We start from the raw sequence: 20,028 nt of genomic DNA, 5'->3' as shown, positions 1-20,028 counted from the left end.
GGCCCGACGAGGCGCCGAGCGGGCGGTCCAGCGAGGCGAGCAGGGCGTCCCGCCCGGCCCGGATCGGGTCGCGCCCGGGACGCGGGTGCTCCGACGCCGCCGGCAACCCGTGCCCACCGCGACTCGGCTCGCCGCGCGACGGACCGGGCAGAGCGTGCCCGCCCCGCTCCGGCGCCGGCTCCTGGCCGAGGATGGGCGTGGGCCGCTCGGCGCACAGGTACTGCGCCATGTCGTCGTGCGGGGTGACCGCCTGCCGGGTCTTGTCGAGATCCCAGATCGCCTGCGCGGTGGCCTTGCCGGACGGCCAGGTGGCGATGATCCGCCAGGTGCCGTCGTCGCGGCGGTACGCGTCCCAGGAGATCTTCTCGGTGTCGATGCCGTGCTGGCTCAGCCGGCCGTTGACCACCTCGGCCAGCGGGGTCGGCTTCTCCGCGCCCTTGAGCCGGGTGCGGCGGGCGTGCTGGGCGAGCATCGCCCGCTCCTGGAGCACCGGGCCGGCGTAGCGCAGGACCCGGTCGACCGGCACCCCGGCGATCCGGGCGACGTCCTCGGCGGACTCACCGGAACGGATGCGGGCCTGGATGTCCCGGGGGGACAGTGAGGGGACCGGGTCGGCGGCGGTCGGCGCCACCGCGAGCGGCGGAGCACCCGGCTCGGCGTGCAGCGCGCCGGCGATCCGCTCGTCGATCGGCAGGGCGAGCAGCCGCCCGACCTCGTCGGCGAGAACCAGAGCATGGCCGTCCTCGGAGAGGGCGACGAAGCGTACTGGGCGCATAGCGTTGCCTCCGTCCCGCTTCGCTGGCCGCACGCCACGAGTCGGCCACCCAGGCGTCTCGGACCACCGTACGCGCATCTGCCTCGGGGTGGGGGAAGCGACACCCCGCATGTCGCGACTGAGCTGCAACGATGATCACGGTCGGTGTCCGCCGGGGCCCCGACGGACACCGACCGTGACGATTCTCAGAGGCGCTCGACCACGTAGTCGATGGACGCGGTCAACGCCTCGACGTCGGCCGGCTCGATGGCCGGGAACAGCGCCACCCGCAGTTGGTTGCGCCCGAGCTTGCGGTACGGCTCGGTGTCCACGATGCCGTTGGCGCGCAGCGCCTTGGCGACGGCGGTGGCGTCCACCTCGTCGACGAGGTCGATGGTGGCGACCACGTTGGACCGCAGCACGGGGTCGCTGACGAACGGGGTGGCCACGGTGGACCGTTCCGCCCACCCGTACACCGTCGCGGCGCTCTCCGCGGTGCGCTTCGCGGCCCAGGCCAGCCCGCCCTGCGCGTTCATCCAGTCGGTCTGCTCGGCGGCCAGGAAGATGGTGGCCAGCGCCGGGGTGTTGTAGGTCTGCTGCAACCGCGAGTTGTCGATCGCCGTGACCAGGTCGAGGAAGGCCGGGATGTACCGCCCCGAGGCCTTGATCTCGGCGGCCCGGTCCAGCGCGGCCGGCGACATCAGGGCCAGCCAGAGCCCGCCGTCGGAGCCGAAGCACTTCTGCGGCGCGAAGTAGTAGACGTCGGTCTCGCCGACGTTGACCTCCAGGCCGCCGGCGCCGGACGTGGCGTCGACCAGCAGGAGCGCGCCCTCGTCCGCCCCGGCGACCCGGCTGATCGGCACGGCCACGCCGGTCGAGGTCTCGTTCTGCGGCGTCGCGTAGACGTCCACGCCGCCCTCGGCGACCAGCGTCGGCGCGCTGCCCGCGTCGGCCTTGCGGATGGTCGGCTCGCCCAGGAACGGGGCGTCCTTGACCGACTTGGCGAACTTGGCGCCGAACTCACCGAAGCTGGCGAACTGCGCCCGATCCCGGATGAGGCCGAAGGTGGCGACCTCCCAGAACGCGGTGGTGCCGCCGTTGCCGATCACCACCTCGTAGCCCTCGGGCAGGGAGAAGAACTCGGCGATACCGGTACGCAGCCGGGCCACCTGGTCGCGGACCGTCTTCTGCCGGTGCGAGGTGCCCAGGTAGCTGGTGGCCACCTCGGCAAGTGCGGACACGGCCGCCGGACGGACCTTGGACGGGCCGCAGCCGAAGCGTCCGTCGGCGGGCTTGATCTCGTCGGGAATCCGGATGAGCGGTGCGTCAGCCACGGTGTTGAAGGTCCTTCCGCATGGGCGAGGGCGGGGCCCGGTGCGGACCGGCGGCGGGCGCGTACGCGGGCGCACGGCGGGCCGGGATCCGTACCGGCGATCCGGCGACACTGCCGACCCCCATCCTCGCACCCGGGCCGGGCGGTGGAAGTCGGGGTCCCGAGGGCCGACCTGAGTCCTTCGCCACACCCGGCCTCGCCGGTCGGGGCGTAGTCAAAAGGGCCCCTTCCAACGCGGGAGGCGTTGGGAAGGGGCCCTTTCGTACAGCTCAGACGCCGTGCGGGATGGCGCCCCAGCCCTCGACGTCGCTGGGCTTGCGGCTGGCCGGGCCGACGTAGCGGGCGGACGGGCGGACCAGTCGCTGCAGGCGCTTCTGCTCCAGGATGTGCGCGCTCCAGCCGCCCATCCGGGCGCAGGTGAACATCGAGGTGAACATGTGCGCCGGCACCTCGGCGAAGTCCAGCACGACGGCCGACCAGAACTCGACGTTGGTCGCCAGCACCCGGTCCGGGCGGCGGGCCTGCAACTCGGCCAGCGCCGCCTTCTCCAGCGCCTCGGCGATCTCGAAGCGCGGGGCGCCCAGCTCCTTGGCGGTACGCCGGAGCACACGGGCGCGCGGGTCCTCCGCCCGGTAGACCCGGTGGCCGAAGCCCATCAGCCGCTCGCCGCGGTCCAGCACGCCCTTGACGTAGCCCTCGGCGTCCCCGCTGCGCTCCACCGCCTCCAGCATGCTGAGCACCCGGGACGGCGCGCCGCCGTGCAGCGGGCCGGAGAGGGCGCCGATGCCGGAGGAGATGCAGGCCGCCGCGTCCGCCCCGGTGGAGGCGACGATGCGGGCGGTGAAGGTGGAGGCGTTCAGGCCGTGCTCGGCGGCCGAGATGAAGTACGCGTCGACGGCCTTGACGTGCCGCGGGTCGGGCTCGCCCCGCCAGCGCTTCATGAACCGCTCGACGATGGTCTGCGCCTTGTCGATCTCCTTCTGCGGCACCGCCGGCAGGCCGAGGCCCCGGGCGGACTGGGCGACGAAGGAGAGCGCGGTCACCGAGACCCGGGCGAGGTCCTCGCGGGCCTGCTCGTCCGAGATGTCCAGCAGCTGGTTCAGCCCCCAGTACGGGGCCAGCATGGCGACCGCGGACTGCACGTCCACCCGGATGTCGCCGGAGTGCACCGGCACCGGGAACGGCTCCGCCGGCGGCAGGCCCGGCCCGAACCGGCCGTCGACCAGCAGGGCCCACACATTGCCGAACGAGACCTGGCCGATCAGATCCTCGATGTCGACCCCGCGATAGCGCAGCGCGCCACCCTCACGGTCAGGTTCGGCGATCTCGGTCTCGAAGGCGACAACGCCCTCCAGTCCGGGTTTGAAATCGGCCATGTCGCTCTCCTGGATCTGCTCGGTGCGCCCGATCAGCTCATCCGGCCCGGTCGGCCGAGCGCCTTAGGCGACCCTCAGGGATGTGTTCGGAACATCTTGCCTGCTGAGTAACCGGATACGCGACCCGCTGCGACTGTGCTGCACACGACATCCCCGGACGCGCATTCTCCGCGCCGCTCGGCAAGACTGGGCGCTGCGGTCTGGCCAGCGCGGGAGGGCGCCGTCGGGGCCGCCGAGAAGGAGTGCGAACGTGACGGGCGACACACCGGCCCCGGCCGCGATGCGTAACGAGTACGCCGCGGACCTGGGCCTGACCGAGGCTGACCTGGCCGCTGACTGGCACAGCCAGTTCGACCGCTGGTTCGGCGACGCGGTGGCCTTCGGGCTACCCGAACCCAACGCGATGGTGGTGGGCACCGCCGACGCCGCCGGCCGGCCGAGCGGGCGGACGGTGCTGCTGAAGGGGTACGACCCGGACGGCTTCGTCTTCTTCACCAACCACCTCTCGCGCAAGGGCGTCGAGGCGTCCGCGAACCCGTACGCCAGCCTGGTCTTCCCGTGGTTCCCGATGCAGCGTCAGGTGGTGGTCGCCGGGCGGATCGCCCCGGTCGACCGGGCGGTGGCCGAGGCGTACTTCGCCAGCCGCCCGCGCGGCTCCCAGCTGGGCGCCTGGGCCAGCCCGCAGTCGCAGGTCGTGCCGGACCGGGCGGCGCTGGAGGAGAGCTACCGGGCGGCGGCCGAGCGGTTCGACGGCGAGTCCGTGATCCCGGTTCCGCCGCACTGGGGCGGGCTGCGGGTCCGGCCCGACACGGTGGAGTTCTGGCAGGGCCGGGCCGGGCGGTTGCACGACCGGCTGCGCTTCCGTCTGCTCGACGAGGGCGGCTGGACCGTCGAGCGGCTGGCGCCGTGACGGGTGTGCAGGAGGCCCGGCCGCGTGGAGCGCGCCGCTGGGCGATCGATCTGCGTCCGCTTCGCGTGCCGGCGTACCGGAGGGTGTGGTTCGGCAACAGCGTGGCGATGTTCGGCTTCCAGTTCACCGCGGTGGCCGTTCCGGTGGAGATGTTCGGGCTGACCAAGGGATCGTTCTGGGTCGGCCTGCTCGGTGTGGCGGGCTTCCTGCCGCTGCTGGTGTTCGGCCTGTGGGGCGGTGCGGTCGCCGATGCCCGGGACCGGCGTCGGGTGCTGCTCGGCGGCGGGGTGCTGCTCTGGGCGTCGACGGTGGCGCTGCTGGCGCACGCCCTGCTCGGGCTCGGTAGCCCGCTGCTCCTGCTGCTGCTCGTGGCGTTGCAGTCGACCGCCTTCGCGATCACCTCGCCGACCCGCAGCGCGATCCTGCCCCGGTTGGTCCCGGACGAGCTGGTGCCGGCCGCGAGCACGTTGAACTTCACCACCTTCACCGCCACCTCGGTCTTCGGACCGCTCGCCGCCGGGCTGATCTTCGCGATCTGGCGCACCGACGTGGGACTGCCGATCGCGTACGCGGTGGACGCGGTGCTGTTCGGCGCCTCGTTCTGGGCGACCTGGCGGTTGCCGGCGATGCCGCCCGAACCGGACCCGGAGACCGAGAACGGCCCGCGTCGGGCCGGCCTGAGCAGCGTCATCGACGGGTTCCGCTACCTGGCCACCACGCCGGTGCTGCTGCTCTCGTTCGGGGTGGACCTGATCGCGATGATCCTGGCCATGCCCCGGGCGCTCTTCCCGGAGATCGCCACCGAGCGGTTCGGCAATCCCGCCGCGGTCGGCTGGCTCTACAGCGCCATCGCGATCGGCTCGATGATCGGCGGGCTCACCTCCGGCTGGATCGGCCGACTTCGCCGGCAGGGGCTCGGGCTGGTGCTGGCGGTGGTCGGCTGGGGGGTGGCGATCGCGGCGGCCGGCCTGGCCCGTCAGCTCTGGCTGATGATCGCCCTGCTGGCCGTGGCCGGTGCCGCCGACCTGGTCAGCTCGGTGCTGCGCCAGTCGATGCTGCTGATCTACGCGCCGGATCGGATGCGCGGCCGGTTGCAGGGGGTGAACACCGTCGTGGTGGCCGGCGGCCCGCGGTTGGGCGACCTGCGGGCCGGCACCATGGCCGCCGGATTCGGTGGCGGGGTGGCGTGGGTGGCCGGCGGAATCGCCTCGGCGGTCCTCGTCGTGGTGCTCGCGGCCGCCTTCCCGGCGCTGCTGCGCTACCGGGCGGCGGCGTCGAGCGGTGACCGGAGCTGACCGGTTAGGGTCGCCGACATGGACAGCCCCGACCAGCGCCCCTTCTCCGGCGCCCAGTGGACCATCTCCGCCGCCGGCCACGAGGCCGTCATCGTGGAGGTGGGCGGCGGGCTGCGGACGTACCGGCACGACGGTGTCGACCTGCTCGACGGGTACCGGGCCGACGAGGTGTGCCCCGGCTGCGCCGGACAGGTGCTGGCGCCGTGGCCGAACCGGATCCGCGACGGCCGCTACGCGTTCGGGGACCGGACGCACCAGCTCCCGCTGACCGAGCCGGAGCGGCACGTGGCCATCCACGGGCTGGTCAACTGGGTGCCGTGGCAGTTGCTGGAGCAGTCGGCGGACGCGGTGACGGTCGGCTACGACCTGCCGCCGCAGCCCGGCTACCCGTGGCCGCTGCGGCTGCGCAGCCGGTGGAGCGTCGGCCCGGGCGGGCTGCGCGCCGAGCACGAGGTGACCAACACCGGCGGTGCGGCGGCGCCGTTCGGCTTCTCCGTGCACCCGTACCTGCAACTGCCGGGCGTCGCGGTGGACGACCTGGTCATGCGGCTGCCGACGCGTACCCGGCTGCTGGTGGACGGGCGGCTGCTGCCGGTCGGCGCGACCCCGGTGGCGGGCACCGAGTACGACTGGACCAGCCCGCGCCGCATCGGCCGCGCCCAGCTGGACCTCTGCTTCGGCCAGGTGATCGCCGACGCCGACGGCGGCTCGTCGGTGAGCCTGGCCACGCCGGACGGCACGTCCGGTGTGCGCATCTGGGCGGACCAGGAGTTCGGTTGGTGGCAGGTGTTCACCGGGGACGCGCTCACCGGCGAACGGCATCGCCGCTCGGTGGCCATCGAGCCGATGACCTGCCCGCCGGACGCGTTCCGCTCGGGCAAGGACGTGCTCACGCTCAAGCCGGGCACGACCTGGCGGGGCGCCTGGGGCATCCGCCCCGGGGCCTGAGCCGGGCCGGCGGGGAGAGCGGGATGGAGTTCGCCGAGGTCGTCCGGCGTCGACGGATGGTGCGCAACTACGACCCGGACCGCCCGGTCCCGCCCGACGTGGTGGACCGGCTGCTCGACCACGCGGTACGCGCCCCGTCGGCCGGGTTCGCGCAGGGCTGGGGCTTCCTCGTGCTGGAGGAGGCGGCCGACCGCGAGCGGTTCTGGGCCGCCACCACCCCGGACGGCGGCGGGCGGGAGCGGTGGCTGGCCGGGATGCGCCGGGCACCGCTGATCGTGGTGCCGCACGCCAACGAGTCGGCCTACCTCCAGCGGTACGCGGAGCCGGACAAGGGCTGGACGGACCGGTCCACCGATCGCTGGCCGGTGCCCTACTGGTACGTGGACACCGGGTTCGCCGCGCTGCTGATGTTGCTCACCGCGGTGGACGAGGGGCTGGGGGCGTGTTTCTTCGGCATCCCGCCCCAGCGGCTGGCCGCTTACCGGGACGCGTTCGGCGTGCCGACCGACCACCGACCCGTCGGTGCCATCACAATCGGTTACCGCGCACCCGACCATAGGTCACCGTCGCTGCGCCGAGGCCGTCGTCCGGTGGACGAGGTGGTGCGGCGCGGCCGGTGGAGTTGAGTGCGCCGTCCCGTTCGTCCGGTTGGGGATCGGACGCGCGGTAGCGAAACTGACATCAGGGAGCAGAACGTGGTGTGCGCTGGGCGGCTAGGCTGGCACGCGTCATCGGTACCGCGCCGCGCGGTGCCCGCCGCGACCCGGCTCGGCGCCGCCGGTCGGCTCGGCCACGGGGAGGGGAGCGTGCCGTCGTGATCTTCAGAGCGGTCCGGGACGGGCGTCCCTATCCGGAGCACAATCTGACGCTCAAGCAGTGGGCGGAGATCCCGCCGCGACCCCTGCGCCTGGACCAGTTGATCACCACCAAGCGTGAGCTGGCGCTCGACAAGCTGCTCGCCGAGGATTCCACCTTCTACGGCGACCTCTTCCCGCACGTGGTGCAGTGGAACGGCGGTCTCTACCTGGAGGACGGCCTGCACCGGGCCCTGCGCGCCGCCCTGCAGCAGCGCAACCAGATCCACGCCCGGGTGCTGGTGCTCTCCGAACCGATCGAGTGACGAGCCCTTCTTTCGCGCGCTGAGCCTTCGTTAGGGTGGCGTGCATGACCGCTCCGCTGGACCTGCTCGACCTGGACCCGTCGCTCACCGAGGAGGAGCGGCAGATCCGCGACGTCGTACGCCAGCTCATCGACGACCGGGTACGCCCGCACGTCGCCGACTGGTACGAGGAGGGCCGGGTGCCGGCCCGCGAGCTGGCCCGGGAGTTCGGCAAGCTCGGGCTGCTCGGCATGCACCTGACCGGGTACGGCTGTGCCGGCGCCTCCGCGGTCGCGTACGGGCTGGCCTGCCAGGAGTTGGAGGCCGGCGACTCCGGCGTCCGCTCACTGGTCTCCGTGCAGGGCTCCCTGGCCATGTACGCCATCTGGCGCTACGGCAGCGAGGAGCAGAAGCAGCGCTGGCTGCCGTCGATGGCGACCGGCGAGGCGATCGGCTGCTTCGGCCTGACCGAGCCGGACCACGGCTCCGACCCGGCGTCGATGGCCACCCGGGCCCGCCGTAGCGGCGACGACTGGGTCCTCACCGGCGGCAAGATGTGGATCACCAACGCGCCGATCGCCGATGTGGCGGTGATCTGGGCGCGCACCGACGAGGGCGTGCGGGGTTTCGTCGTACCCATGGACACGCCCGGTGTCACGGCCCGCGAGATCCGCCGCAAGATGTCGCTGCGCGCGTCGGTGACCGGCGAGATCGTGCTGGACGACGTCCGGCTTCCGGCGGACGCCCAACTGCCCGAGGCGGTCGGGCTCAAGGCCCCGCTGAGCTGCCTCACCGAAGCGCGGTACGGCATCGTCTGGGGCTCGGTCGGCGCCGCCCGGGACTGCCTGGAGACCGCGTTGACGTACGCCACCACCCGCACCCAGTTCGGCCGCCCGCTGGCCGGTTTCCAGCTCACCCAGGCGAAGCTCGCCGACATGGCCGTCGAGCTGGTGAAGGGCCAACTGCTCGCGCTGCACCTGGGCCGCCTCGCCGACGCCGGCCGGCTGCGACCCGAGCAGGTCAGCGTGGGCAAGTTGAACAACGTGCGGGAGGCCCTGGCCATCGCCCGGCAGTGCCGCACCATCCTCGGCGCCAACGGCGTCTCCGGGGAGTACCCGGTGATGCGGCACGCGAACAACCTGGAGAGCGTGCTGACGTACGAGGGCACCTCGGAGATCCACCAGCTCGTCGTCGGACAGCGGCTCACCGGCCTCTCCGCCTTCGCCTGACCTGCCCGTTTACGCTTTCCGGCCGCTCGACGCGCGGCTGTCGTACGGGGGCCGTACCGTCAATGACAGACGACGTGTCTGACGAGGACGGTGAGCGTGATGGTCCGCGACGCTGGCATCAACGAGCCCACGAGGGAGTTCCCCGGTTATCCGACCGGCGACGATCTCAAGGAGCGGTCGGCAGCCACACCCGAGCCGACGGCGGACACGCCGGGCGGCTCGGGCGGCCCGACGACCGGTGGCGCCGGTGGGCCGGCCCGTGGCCTGCTCGTGCTGCTCGGGGCCGCCGCGCTGGCCGTGGTGGTGCTGCTCGGCGTGCAGGCGACCGGCATCCTGCCGGACTTCCGCAACCCCTTCGCCAAGGAGCAGACCGACCGCAGCCAGCCGCCGCTGCTGAAGTCGATTCAGGACCTCAGCCGCTACGTGGCCGCCGAGGGCAACTTCCAGGTCGTGGTCGACACCCAGAACGACCGGCGCAACGTTCCGGACTTCCTGCTCAACGAACGCACCCTGTTCGTCGGGGCGGGCAGCGTCGAGGCGTACGTCGACTTCGGCAAGATCGGTGAGGGCGCCGTCGTCGAGTCCGCCGACGGCACCTCGGTCGAGATCAAGCTGCCCGCGCCGCAGCTCGGCCAGACCAACCTCGACCTGGAGAAGAGCTACGTCTTCGCCGAGCAGCGCGGTCTGCTCAACCGGCTCGGTGACCTGGTCGGCAACGATCCCAACCGGCAGCAGCAGGTCTACCAGCTCGCCGAGGAACGGATCACCGCCGCCGCCCGGGACAGCGGGCTCTCCGCCCGGGCCGAGGAGAACACCCGCAAGATGCTGGAGGGGCTGCTGCGCTCCCTCGGCTACACGCAGGTCACCGTCACCTACACGGCTCCCTGACCCGCGTACCCCCGCACGCCGAAGCGCCCGCCCCGACAACCGTCGAGGCGGGCGCTTCCGTCTGAAACCCGCCGCACCGCCTTGCGCTCCGTTCCCGCGCAAGATCCGCGCACCTTCAGGGATGTTGGTGCCTCCGGCGGGCGCGCGGCAGCAGAATCGCTGACGTTGCTGCCGCACGCCGCGCGGTTTCCCGCAGGGGAAGGGTCAGTGCGCGGTGGAGGCGAGGTAGCGGTCCTCGTTCGGCATGAGGAGCCAGAGGACCAGGTAGACGATCACCTGGGTGCCGGGCAGCAGCAGCGACAGCAGGAACAGCAGCCGGACCATCCCGGCGGACATGCCGAACCGCTGACCGAGGCCGGCGCAGACACCGGCGATCATGCGCCCCTGGCGGGGCCGAACCAGTTTGCGACTCATCGTCGTACTCCCACTCTGCGGCGGTACGCCGCGTCTGCAATCCACGGTAGAAAGGGACGGCCACCTCTCCCTCGGTCCAGAGGAGGATCGACAACCCGTGGACCCGTAGGTACTTACCCGTGCGGCCCCACTCCGACGCCTCCTGGAAAGCACGCCGACGCGGACGCCAGCGTGGGAGCGCGGCGGGGCAGGTGGCGCGGAGGTGGCGGGGAGGTGTCCACGTCCCGGTGGCCGGGTAGGGCCTGAACTGGACGGGTAGGCTGGCTGGTCGGGCACCCACACCCCGGGTGACCGGCGGCCACCCGACCGGGCGGCCACGAGCGGGGCCGCCGGATCAGGTGGCCACGACCGGGCCGGATCCCGCACCACGGGACGACGGCGAGGAAGCGCAGCCATGATCAGTGTTTTCGACCTCTTCAGTGTCGGCATCGGGCCGTCCAGCTCGCACACGGTGGGCCCGATGCGGGCCGCGCGTACCTTCGTGGCCGGGCTCAAGGCCGACGGGCTGCTCGCCGACACCGCGCGGGTGCAGGCCGAACTGTTCGGCTCGCTCGGCGCCACCGGGCACGGCCACGGCAGCGACCGGGCGGTGCTGCTCGGGCTGGCCGGCGAGGCGCCGGAGACGGTCGACACGGACACCGTCGGCCCCCGGGTCGAGCGGATCCGGGCGGAGCGGCGGATCAGCCTGCTGGACGCGCACGAGATCGACTTCGATCCCGACCGGGACCTGACGCTGCACCGCCGTCGGTCGCTGCCGTACCACCCGAACGGGATGACCTTCGCGGCGTACGACCGGACCGGGGCTGAGGTGCGCACCCGCACCTACTACTCGGTTGGTGGCGGCTTCGTGGTGGACGAGGCGGCGGCCGGCGCGGACCGGATCAAGCCGGACAGCACACGCGTCCGGTACCCCTTCCTGACCGGTGCGCAGCTGCTGGAGGTGACCACCGCCACCGGCCTCTCGATCAGCGAGGTGATGCTGGCCAACGAGCTCTCCTGGCGCAGTGAGGCGGAGATCCGGGCCGGCCTGCTGGAGATCTGGCGGGTGATGCGGGAGTGCGTGGAGCGCGGCTGTGAGCGGGACGGCGTACTCCCGGGTGGGTTGAAGGTCCGGCGGCGCGCGGCGGAGCTGCGGCGCAGCCTGGAGGCGGACACGGCGACCACCGATCCGCTGCGCGCGATGGACTGGGTGACGCTGTTCGCCCTGGCGGTGAACGAGGAGAACGCGGCCGGCGGCCGGGTGGTCACCGCGCCGACCAACGGCGCGGCGGGGATCATCCCGGCGGTGCTGCACTACTACACCCGGTTCATCGAGAACGCCGATGACGACGGCGTGGTGCGGTTCCTGCTGGCGGCCGGCGCGATCGGCGTGCTGTTCAAGGAGAACGCCTCGATCTCCGGCGCGGAGGTGGGCTGCCAGGGTGAGGTGGGTTCGGCCTGTTCGATGGCCGCGGCGGGGCTCGCCGAGGCGCTCGGCGGCACCCCGGAGCAGGTGGAGAACGCCGCCGAGATCGGAATGGAGCACAACCTCGGGTTGACCTGCGACCCGGTGGGTGGCCTGGTGCAGATCCCCTGCATCGAGCGGAACGCGGTGGCTAGCATCAAGGCGATCACGGCCTCCCGGCTGGCGCTGCGCGGCGACGGTGTGCACAAGGTGTCGCTGGACAAGGTCATCAAGACGATGCGGGAGACGGGCGCCGACATGAAGGTCAAGTACAAGGAGACGGCGCGGGGCGGTCTGGCCGTCAACGTGATCGAGTGCTGAGTCCGGCCGATTCGGGGCATTCGTTCACCGACTGCTAACCTGTCGTCCGTTTCAGGAGGCGGGAGGCAGCGGTGACCTCTGGCGTCGCGGCGTTGTGGTCGCACCGCAACTCGCTGCGCATCCTGGTCAGACGGGACCTGGCGGTCAAGTACCAGCAGTCGGTGCTGGGTTACCTGTGGTCGTTGATCGAGCCGCTCGGCATGGGCGCCATCTACTGGTTCGTCTTCGGCGTGCTCTACTCGCGGGACACCGGGCGGCACCTCGGCGAGGCGGCCGGGTCGTATCCGCTGTTCCTGATCACGGGGATCTTCGCCTGGATGTGGACCAGTTCGGCGCTGAGTGAGGCGACCAACGCGCTGACCGGCCAGTCCCGGCTGATCACCACGATGAACGTGCCGCGTCAGGTCTTCCCGATCGGCCGGGTCACCGGCCGGTTCGCCGAGTACGCGGCCGGTCTGCCGATCCTGATCGCCATCGCGGTGATCTACGCGGCGCACGGCCGGATCCATCCCGGCTGGTCGCTGCTCTCCCTGCCGCTCGCGGTCGCCGTCCAGGCGGTGCTGCTGACCGGCCTGGCCCTCCTGCTGTCCGCGTGGAACGTGCTGATGCGTGACGTGGAGCGGTTCATGCGGCTGATCATCCGGGTGCTCTTCTACGCCACTCCGATCATCTACCCGCTCAGCCTGGTCCAGGAATCCGGGCTGCCGGGCTGGCTGAAGGTGGCGTACGAGCTGAACCCGCTGGTCGGGATCTTCCAACTGCACCACGCGATCTGGTACCCGGACGAGTTCCCGGGCGTCCGGCTCCTCGTGACCACGGTCGTGGGCAGCGTGCTGGTGCTGGCCGCCGGCTGGTGGTCGTTCCGCCGGTTGGAACCCGCCGTGCTCAAGGAACTCTGACATGGCCGCGCCGATCATCGAGGCGGACGGCCTGGGCATCCGGTTCGTCCGCAACCGCCGCCGGCAACTGCGGCTGCGGGAGCTGTTCATCCACCGGGGCGGGCGGGGTGCCCTGCCCGGCCAGTTCTGGCCGTTGCGCGACGTGTCGTTCACCGTCGAGCCGGGCGAGACGGTCGGGGTGATCGGCCGGAACGGCACCGGCAAGAGCACCCTGCTGCGGTTGATCGCCGGAGTGCTCATTCCGGACGAGGGCAGCATCCGGGTGCACGGGGCGGTGGCCCCGCTGCTGGAGCTCTCCGCCGGTTTCTCCAACGACCTGACCGGGCGGGAGAACCTGCACCTGGTCGGTGGGCTGCACGGGCTGTCGACGGGCTATCTGAAGCGGCACTTCGACGAGATCGTCGAGTTCGCCGGTGAGCAGGTGGAACGGGCCATCGACACGTCGGTGCGGCACTACTCGTCGGGGATGAAGGTGCGGCTCGGCTTCGCGATCATCTCGCACCTGCCGCACCCGATCCTGCTGATGGACGAGGTGACCGCGGTCGGGGACGCGGAGTTCCGCAAGAAGTGTTACGCGACGATTGATCGTCTGCTCGGGGAGGGGCGCACCTTGGTGCTGGTGTCACACAACGAAAAGGACCTGACCCGGTTCTGCCGTCGGGGGATGTACCTCGACGCGGGCCGGTTGATGCTCGACGGCACCATCGCCGAGGCGCTCGACGCGTACCACGCCGCGGTCCCGCGGTGACGCTCGCGATCGTGCTCGCCGCCGGGACGCCCGCGGCGGGCCTGACCACCGCGACCGGCGAGCCGCTGGCCGACCGGCTCGCCGCCCAGCTGCAGAAGGCCGGGGCGGACGAGGTGCGGTTCGTCGCCGGCCTGGACGAGCTGGCCGCGCTGGCGGACACCGCCACCGGCCCGCTGCTGGTCACCGGCACCGACCTGGTCGCGCACACCGCCGTGCTGCGGCACCTGGCCACCAGCCCGGTGGGACCGACGGTGGCGCTGGTGCTCACCGACCCGCCGGTGCCCGGGCGGACCGCCGTGCGGGAGGAACGCGGCCAGGTGGTCGACGCCGGCGCGGTGGACGCCCTGGACGGCGACGCCACCGGGGTGTTCGGCGGCGCGCTGCGGGTCGGCGTGAGTGACCTGCCGACGCTGGCCGCCGCCGCCCGGGCCGCCGCGGTCGGCGTACTGCCGATCGCCACCCCCCTCGGCCCGGCCGGGGAGGTCGCCCCGTTCGGGCCCACCGACGCCGGGCCGGCCGGGCGTCTCGCGCCGGCCGCGGCCGGCGGCCCCGGGTCCGCCGTGGACCGGCTCGTCGCGGGTCTCGCCGCGCTCGGCACCCTGATCTTCGCCCAGCGGGTACGTCTGCTCGTCGCGCACCGGGTCGACGACGCGGCCGGGCTGGCCGCCGCCGAGGCCGCGGTCACCGCGGTCGACGAGGACCGGGCCGAGCTGCGGCTGGCGGTGAAGGAGAAGGACGACTTCTTCTCCACCTACTTCGTCAGCACCTGGTCGCCGTACGTGGTGCGGTTGGCGGCCCGGCTCCGGCTCACCCCGACCGGGGTCACGGTGATCTCGGTGCTCTTCGCGCTGGCCGCCGCGGTGCTGTTCGGGGTCGGGGGTCGGCTCGCGCTGGTCAGCGGCGCGGTGCTGCTCTACCTCGGGTTCGTGCTGGACTGCGTGGACGGCCAGTTGGCCCGCTACACCCGGCACTTCAGCGCCTGGGGTGGCTGGCTGGACACGATGGCGGACCGGGCCAAGGAATACCTGGTCTACGCCGGGCTGGGCTTCGGCGTGAGCCACGCCGGCCTGGGCAACGGCTGGGCGCTGGCGATCGCCGCGATGACCTTGCAGACCGTCCGGCACATGACCGACACCTGGTACGGGGTGCTGCACGACGAGGCGGCTCGCCGGCCCCGGTCGGCGACGGGTGCCACCGGCGGGATCGGCGACCGGCTCAACGCGGCGTCGACGCGGGTGCAGGCGGACACCGGCTCGCTGTCGTACTGGCTGAAGCGGACCGTGGTCTTTCCGATCGGTGAGCGGTGGGCGCTGATCGCGCTGAGCGTGGCGCTGTTCAACCCACTGGTCAGTCTGATCGCGGTGCTGGTGTGGGGCGTGCTGGCGTTCGCGTACACCGGGGCGCTGCGTACGCTGCGGGCCCGCTGGATGTGGGTGCCGGTGCTGGACACGGTCGATGCCACGCTGCACCGCGACGACGGCCCGCTGGCCCGCCGGCTGCCGGTGGTACGCCGGATGGGGCCGCTCACCCTGGCGGTGATCGCCGCGCTCGGTGCGGCGGTACTGCTGGTCGCGGCGTTGCTGGGCGACGCGCCCGACGGGCTGCGCTGGACGGTGCCGGTGGCGTTGCTGGTGCTGCTGGTCGGTGGCCTGGGCGCCGGGGCCGCGCACAACGGCCCGCTGGACTGGCTGGTGCCCGCGGCGCTGCGGGCCGCCGAGTACCTGTTCGCGATCGCGGTCGGGGTCGTAGGCGGCGCGCCGGGGTGGCTGATCTTCGGGTACGTCTTCGTGCTCACCGTGCACCACTACGACCTGACCGCACGGCTGGAGAAGCGGCAGGCAGCGCCTCCGTTGCACCCGGCCACGCTGGGCTGGGAGGGACGTTCGGTGCTGCTGGCCCTCGCCGCGATTGCCGGAATCGTGAGTATCGGCATGGCTACACTCGGTACGTACCTTCTCGTGGTTTTTGTGGTGAGCGTCGTCCTGGCCTGGTTCGTGCGTCCGGCTCGTAGCGCGCGGGCGTCGGCCGCGCCGGTGGGAGGTGTCGCGCCGCACTGACGGAGGGACGGCCGGATGGCCCTGATCAGTTTCGTGGTGCCGGCCTTCCGGGTGCAGGGATACCTGCGCGAGTGCCTGGACTCGATCCTCGGCCAGCCGGAGACCGACCTCGAGGTGATCGCGGTCGACGACTGCTCGCCGGACTCCAGCGGGGAGATCATCGACGAGTACGCGGCCCGCGACCAGCGGGTCCGGTCGGTCCGGCTGCCGGAGAACGTCGGTCTCGGTCCGGCCCGCAACATCGGGCTGGACCGGGCCGTCGGGGAGTACGTCTGGTTCCTCGACGGCGACGACTGGCTGGCGCCGGAGTGCCTGCCGGAGGTCGCCGAACGGTTGCGCGTCACCCGGCCGGACGTGCTGCTGGTCGACCACGTCCGTACGCACTGGAACGACAGCGCCACTCGCAGCGCGATGGCGGAGGTCTTCCCGGAGTCGCCCGGTGCGGCAACCTTCCGGCTGCGGGACCGGCCGGAGGCGATGCGGCTGCTGCACACCGCGTGGAACCGGCTGGTACGCCGGGAGTTCCTCGTCGACCTGGGGCTGCGCTTCCAGCCCGGCTGGTACGAGGATGTCTCGTTCAGCTACCCGGTGCTGATGGCGGCGCAGCGGATCGGCGTACTCGATCGGGTCTGCGTCAACTACCGGCAGCGCCGGGCCGGCGCGATCACCCGGACCAGGGGTGACCGGCACTTCGAGGTGTTCCCGCAGTGGCACCGGGTCTTCCACCTCATGGACGCGTGGGGGCCGGCGGTGGACGCCCTGCGGCCGGCGGTCTTCGAGCGGATGATCTGGCACTACCTGACCGTGCTCGGCAACGGCCAGCGGATCGCCCCGGAACTGCGGCCCGCCTTCTTCACACAGATCACCGCCGACTACGCGCGCTGGCTGCCCAGCGGCGGATACCCGGCACCGGGCGGGGTCGAGGGGATCAAACACCGGCTGGCCGCCACCGGCCGCTGGCGGACGTTCAGCGCGTTGCGGGCAGCGAGCCGGGCCCGCGACACCACTCGTCGAAAGACCCGTACCGCCCGCCGTCGGGTCGGGCCGGCCGCACGGCGCGGCGCCCGGCTGGCCCGCGACGGACTGCTGCGCGAGTACTACCGGGCGGAGCTGCGCCGGCCGGTGGATCCGACGCTCGCGGTGTACGCGGCCTACTGGTACCGGGGGTACGCCTGCAATCCGGCGGCGATCTACGAGGTGGCCCGCCGGCTGGCTCCCGGGGTGCGTGGGGTGTGGATCGTGCGCCGGGACCGGGTGGACACCGTGCCGGACGGGGCGGAGTACGTGGTCGCCGGCACCCCGGCCTACTACCGGGCGCTGGCCCGGGCCCGTTGGCTGGTCAACAACGTCAACTTCCCGGACTTCGTCCGCAAGCGGCCGGAGCAGGTGCACGTGCAGACCCACCACGGCACGCCCGTCAAGGTGATGGGGCTGGACCAGCAGCGCTACCCGATCGGCGCCGGCGCGATGGACTTCGCCGGTCTGCTGCGCCGGGTGGACCGCTGGGACTACAGCGTCAGCGCGAACAGCTTCTCCACCCAGATGTGGGACCGGGCGTACCCGGCCTCGTACACCACCCTCGAGGTCGGCTACCCGCGCAACGACCGACTGGTCAACGCCGGCCCCGACGAGGTGCGCCGGCTGCGCGCCGAGTTCGGCCTCGACCCCGACGAGCAGGTGGTGCTGTACGCCCCGACGCACCGCGAGCATCTGCCCGGCTATCGGCCACCGTTCGACCCGGACCGGTTCGTCGAGGCGCTGGGTGACTCCGGTCGGCTGCTGATGCGCAGCCACTACTTCCACGACCGGGACCGCGGCCCCCGCCGCACCGTGGACCGGGACCGGGTCCGCGACGTCAGCGGCCACCAGCGGGTCGAGGACCTCTACCTGGTGGCCGACGTGCTGGTCAGCGACTACTCCTCGGCGATGTTCGACTATGCGGTGCTGGACCGGCCGATCGTGCTCTACACCCCGGACTGGGAGGCGTACCGACTGGCCCGGGGCGTCTACTTCGACGTGACGGCGGAGCCGCCGGGCGCCGTGGCCACCACGTTCGCCGACCTGCTCGACCTGTTCCGCACCGACGCGGTGCGCTCGGACGCGGCGACCAAGGCCCGTGCGCATTTCCGGGGCCGGTTCTGCACGCTGGACGACGGGAGCGCGGCGGAGCGGGTGGTACGCCGGGTGTTCCTCGGTGAGCCGGACGAGAGGCCTCCGCGCTGCTGATCACGCCCGGCGCCGACCTTGTGTCGCTTAATAGCAGCGACATCGATCGAACATGAGACGTTCACCCGATGTGCGAATTCAATGATCCTGGTCACAGTCTTCTGGAGTTCGGTCAACGAGCTGGGGGAGGAGACGGTGACCACCGTCGCGCTCAAGGATGTCTCCAAGATCTTCAAGGACGGCACGCTGGCCGTCGACAGCATCAACCTGGATGTGAACGACGGCGAGTTCATGGTGTTGCTCGGCCCGTCCGGCTGCGGCAAGTCCACCGTGCTGCGGATGATCGCCGGGTTGGAGGACCCGACCCAGGGCGCGGTGCTGCTCGACGGCGAGCTCGCGAACGACCTGCCACCCCGGGACCGGAAGATCGCCATGGTCTTCCAGGACTTCGCCCTCTATCCGCACATGACGGTGGGTGACAACATCGCGTTCCCGCTGCGCCTGGCCGGGATGGAGCCGACGCCGCGGGGTGAGCGGGTCACCGACGTGGCCAGCGCGCTGGGCATCGGCGACGTGCTCGCCCGCAAGCCTGGTCAGCTCTCCGGCGGTCAGCGGCAGCGCGTCGCCATGGGTCGGGCCATCGTCCGCCGACCGGGGCTGTTCCTGATGGACGAGCCGCTGTCCAACCTGGACAGCGGGCTGCGCGCGGAGCTGCGTGCGGAGATCTCGGGCCTCACCCGGGAGTTGGGCGTCACCACCGTCTACGTCACCCACGACCAGGCGGAGGCCCTCACCATGGCCGACCGGGTGGCGATCATGCGCCGCGGCGTGCTCCAGGACGTGGGCACCCCCACCCAGGTGTACGGCCGGCCGGCGACGCTCTACGTGGCCGCCTTCCTGGGCAGCCCGCGGATGAACCTCCTCGAGGCGTCGGTCTACGTGCACCTGGACCGGTACGTCACGCTCAACCTTGGCGAGCAGTCGCTCTACCTGCCCTGGGACGACATCCGCAGCCGGGCGGTGGCGCACTACCACGGCGAGCGGATCGTGGTCGGCATGCGGGCCGAGGCGCTCACCCCGGTCTCCCCGGACAGCCCCGGCGACGTGCTGCGCGGCCGGATCCGTTACCTGGAGCACCACGGGCACGAGTCGCTGGCGTTCCTCGACATCGGGGCGACCGCGATCGTGGTCGACGAGATGGGCGCGCGGGTGGACGATCCGCCGGTGGGCCAGCGCGGTCTGCGCCGGTTCAGCTCGGTGATGCAGCGACTGGCCGGCAAGACTCCGGAGGCGGACGACGCCGCCGGTGGGACCCGGACGAGCGTCCTTCCGGACCCGGGTCGGCACCACCGCCGCCCGGCGGAGCTGGCGGTGCGGTTGGCGCCCTACCCGGCGGTCGCCGCAGGTCACCCGCTCGCCGTGGCGGTCCGGATGGACGCGCTGCACTTCTTCGACGAGCGCGGTGGCCGCATCGACGTGGGGTGGCGCTGACACCACGCCGGAGCGGGGTGGCGGCGGCACCCGCCGGTGTCCTACGGTCTGCGCACCCAGTCCACTGTGCAAGACCCACCGAGAGGGGTGCACCCGTGTCGGGTGACCGTCCCAGCCCGCTCGTCATCGAGCGCATCCTCCGCGACCGGCAGGGCATCTGGCAGCAGATCGTCGCCGAGCGTGACCTGAACGCGTTGACCGGGCGCATGCTGGCCAGCTCCGCCATCGCGCTCGCCTGCTACGGGGCGGTGCTGGGCGCCTTTCACAGCCCGCTGATGGCGCTGACCTCCGCGCTGAAGCTGCCGCTGCTGTTCCTGGTCACGCTGGCCATCTGCCTGCCCACGCTCTACCTGTTCAACCTGGTGTTCGGTGCCCGCCTCTCGGTGCGCCAGTCGCTGGCTCTGGTGATGGTGGCCATCACGGTCACCTCGATGCTCGCCGTGGCGTTCGCGCCGATCAGCCTCTTCTTCCTGATCACCGCGCCCGACTACGGCTTCTTCAAGCTGCTCAACGTGGCGATCCTGACCCTGTCCGCGCTCGTCGGGCTGCGTTTCCTGACCGGCGGGATGCAGGTGCTCAACGATCACGGCCTGCTCGCCCCGCAGGCGGCCCAGGCTCAGGCCCCGGCGGAGGCCGCGCCGGCCGCCGTGCCCGCC

Annotated in this window: 17 protein-coding genes and 1 pseudogene; 14 read left to right on the top strand and 4 right to left on the bottom strand. The window is 72.2% G+C overall.

Features of this window, described 5'->3' with window-relative positions:
- The 3 genes from sepH to EAD98_RS14535 form a co-directional block, all read right to left on the bottom strand.
- Positions 1 to 775, bottom strand: a 775-nt coding sequence (gene sepH, locus EAD98_RS14545; RefSeq protein WP_147457388.1) for a septation protein SepH, incomplete at its 3' end; no start/stop codon positions are given.
- A gap of 185 nt (positions 776 to 960) precedes the next feature.
- Positions 961 to 2,088: a phosphoserine transaminase gene (gene serC, locus EAD98_RS14540; RefSeq protein WP_121654584.1), complete on the bottom strand. Its 1,128-nt coding sequence runs from the start codon at positions 2,086 to 2,088 to the stop codon at positions 961 to 963.
- A gap of 268 nt (positions 2,089 to 2,356) precedes the next feature.
- Positions 2,357 to 3,463: a citrate synthase 2 gene (locus EAD98_RS14535; RefSeq protein ID WP_121654583.1), complete on the bottom strand. Its 1,107-nt coding sequence runs from the start codon at positions 3,461 to 3,463 to the stop codon at positions 2,357 to 2,359.
- A gap of 280 nt (positions 3,464 to 3,743) precedes the next feature.
- Here EAD98_RS14535 and pdxH point away from each other — a divergent pair, with 280 nt between their 5' ends.
- The 7 genes from pdxH to EAD98_RS14500 all read left to right on the top strand — a co-directional run bounded on the left by pdxH (position 3,744) and on the right by EAD98_RS14500 (position 9,832).
- Positions 3,744 to 4,373, top strand: a complete 630-nt coding sequence (gene pdxH, locus EAD98_RS14530; RefSeq protein ID WP_121654587.1) for a pyridoxamine 5'-phosphate oxidase — start codon at positions 3,744 to 3,746, stop codon at positions 4,371 to 4,373.
- Positions 4,370 to 5,668: an MFS transporter gene (locus EAD98_RS14525; protein ID WP_121654582.1), complete on the top strand. Its 1,299-nt coding sequence runs from the start codon at positions 4,370 to 4,372 to the stop codon at positions 5,666 to 5,668. Before pdxH ends, EAD98_RS14525 begins: the two co-directional genes overlap by 4 nt.
- Positions 5,669 to 5,686: 18 nt before the next feature.
- Complete coding sequence (locus tag EAD98_RS14520) at positions 5,687 to 6,616, top strand: aldose 1-epimerase family protein (protein ID WP_121654581.1); 930 nt, start codon at positions 5,687 to 5,689, stop codon at positions 6,614 to 6,616.
- 23 nt (positions 6,617 to 6,639) lie between these two features.
- Positions 6,640 to 7,242, top strand: a complete 603-nt coding sequence (locus EAD98_RS14515) for a nitroreductase family protein (RefSeq protein WP_121654580.1) — start codon at positions 6,640 to 6,642, stop codon at positions 7,240 to 7,242.
- Positions 7,243 to 7,430: 188 nt separating this feature from the next.
- The gene (locus EAD98_RS14510) at positions 7,431 to 7,736 is read left to right on the top strand and encodes a type II toxin-antitoxin system VapB family antitoxin (RefSeq protein ID WP_007454850.1); all 306 of its coding nucleotides are present in this window, start codon (positions 7,431 to 7,433) and stop codon (positions 7,734 to 7,736) included.
- Positions 7,737 to 7,780: 44 nt separating this feature from the next.
- Positions 7,781 to 8,944, top strand: coding sequence for an acyl-CoA dehydrogenase family protein (locus EAD98_RS14505; protein ID WP_121654579.1), 1,164 nt, complete (start codon positions 7,781 to 7,783; stop codon positions 8,942 to 8,944).
- Between the two features lie 99 nt (positions 8,945 to 9,043).
- Positions 9,044 to 9,832: a DUF4230 domain-containing protein gene (locus EAD98_RS14500; RefSeq protein WP_121654586.1), complete on the top strand. Its 789-nt coding sequence runs from the start codon at positions 9,044 to 9,046 to the stop codon at positions 9,830 to 9,832.
- A gap of 204 nt (positions 9,833 to 10,036) precedes the next feature.
- On the opposite strand, the gene EAD98_RS14495 is transcribed toward EAD98_RS14500, so the two are convergent.
- Complete coding sequence (locus tag EAD98_RS14495; RefSeq protein ID WP_121654578.1) at positions 10,037 to 10,246, bottom strand: PspC domain-containing protein; 210 nt, start codon at positions 10,244 to 10,246, stop codon at positions 10,037 to 10,039.
- 394 nt (positions 10,247 to 10,640) lie between these two features.
- On the opposite strand from EAD98_RS14495, the gene EAD98_RS14490 reads away from it, so the two are divergent.
- From EAD98_RS14490 to EAD98_RS14460, 7 genes and pseudogenes are all read left to right on the top strand, one after another.
- Positions 10,641 to 12,011 carry an L-serine ammonia-lyase gene (locus EAD98_RS14490; RefSeq protein ID WP_121654577.1) on the top strand — a complete coding sequence of 457 codons (1,371 nt, stop codon included), beginning with the start codon at positions 10,641 to 10,643 and terminating at the stop codon, positions 12,009 to 12,011.
- A gap of 71 nt (positions 12,012 to 12,082) precedes the next feature.
- Positions 12,083 to 12,910: an ABC transporter permease gene (locus EAD98_RS14485; RefSeq protein ID WP_121654576.1), complete on the top strand. Its 828-nt coding sequence runs from the start codon at positions 12,083 to 12,085 to the stop codon at positions 12,908 to 12,910.
- Between the two features lies 1 nt (position 12,911).
- Entirely contained in the window at positions 12,912 to 13,658 is a 747-nt protein-coding gene (locus tag EAD98_RS14480; protein ID WP_121654575.1) for an ABC transporter ATP-binding protein, read from the top strand.
- Positions 13,659 to 13,699: 41 nt separating this feature from the next.
- Complete coding sequence (locus EAD98_RS14475) at positions 13,700 to 15,715, top strand: DUF5941 domain-containing protein (RefSeq protein ID WP_233583823.1); 2,016 nt, start codon at positions 13,700 to 13,702, stop codon at positions 15,713 to 15,715.
- A 15-nt stretch (positions 15,716 to 15,730) separates the two neighbouring features.
- Positions 15,731 to 17,941 (top strand): bifunctional glycosyltransferase family 2 protein/CDP-glycerol:glycerophosphate glycerophosphotransferase, encoded by a 2,211-nt coding sequence (locus EAD98_RS14470; protein ID WP_121654573.1) that lies wholly within the window; start codon positions 15,731 to 15,733, stop codon positions 17,939 to 17,941.
- A 135-nt stretch (positions 17,942 to 18,076) separates the two neighbouring features.
- Positions 18,077 to 19,372 carry an ABC transporter ATP-binding protein gene (locus tag EAD98_RS14465; RefSeq protein WP_121654585.1) on the top strand — a complete coding sequence of 432 codons (1,296 nt, stop codon included), beginning with the start codon at positions 18,077 to 18,079 and terminating at the stop codon, positions 19,370 to 19,372.
- A gap of 95 nt (positions 19,373 to 19,467) precedes the next feature.
- Positions 19,468 to 20,028, top strand: a pseudogene (locus EAD98_RS14460) (hypothetical protein); the annotation flags it as partial.

This window comes from Micromonospora sp. CV4, from assembly GCF_003667455.1.
Classification (GTDB): Bacteria; Actinomycetota; Actinomycetes; order Mycobacteriales; family Micromonosporaceae; genus Micromonospora.
This window is presented reverse-complemented; position numbering and strand designations above follow the sequence as displayed.

Excerpts from the sequence above, each read along its gene's own strand:
- EAD98_RS14500 (WP_121654586.1), top strand. The coding sequence starts at position 9,044 with ATGGTCCGCGACGCTGGCATCAACGAGCCCACGAGGGAGTTCCCCGGT.
- EAD98_RS14490 (WP_121654577.1), top strand. The coding sequence starts at position 10,641 with ATGATCAGTGTTTTCGACCTCTTCAGTGTCGGCATCGGGCCGTCCAGC.
- EAD98_RS14535 (WP_121654583.1), bottom strand. The coding sequence starts at position 3,463 with ATGGCCGATTTCAAACCCGGACTGGAGGGCGTTGTCGCCTTCGAGACC.
- EAD98_RS14515 (WP_121654580.1), top strand. The coding sequence starts at position 6,640 with ATGGAGTTCGCCGAGGTCGTCCGGCGTCGACGGATGGTGCGCAACTAC.
- EAD98_RS14505 (WP_121654579.1), top strand. The coding sequence starts at position 7,781 with ATGACCGCTCCGCTGGACCTGCTCGACCTGGACCCGTCGCTCACCGAG.
- EAD98_RS14470 (WP_121654573.1), top strand. The coding sequence starts at position 15,731 with ATGGCCCTGATCAGTTTCGTGGTGCCGGCCTTCCGGGTGCAGGGATAC.
- EAD98_RS14480 (WP_121654575.1), top strand. The coding sequence starts at position 12,912 with ATGGCCGCGCCGATCATCGAGGCGGACGGCCTGGGCATCCGGTTCGTC.
- pdxH (WP_121654587.1), top strand. The coding sequence starts at position 3,744 with ATGCGTAACGAGTACGCCGCGGACCTGGGCCTGACCGAGGCTGACCTG.
- EAD98_RS14495 (WP_121654578.1), bottom strand. The coding sequence starts at position 10,246 with ATGAGTCGCAAACTGGTTCGGCCCCGCCAGGGGCGCATGATCGCCGGT.
- EAD98_RS14520 (WP_121654581.1), top strand. The coding sequence starts at position 5,687 with ATGGACAGCCCCGACCAGCGCCCCTTCTCCGGCGCCCAGTGGACCATC.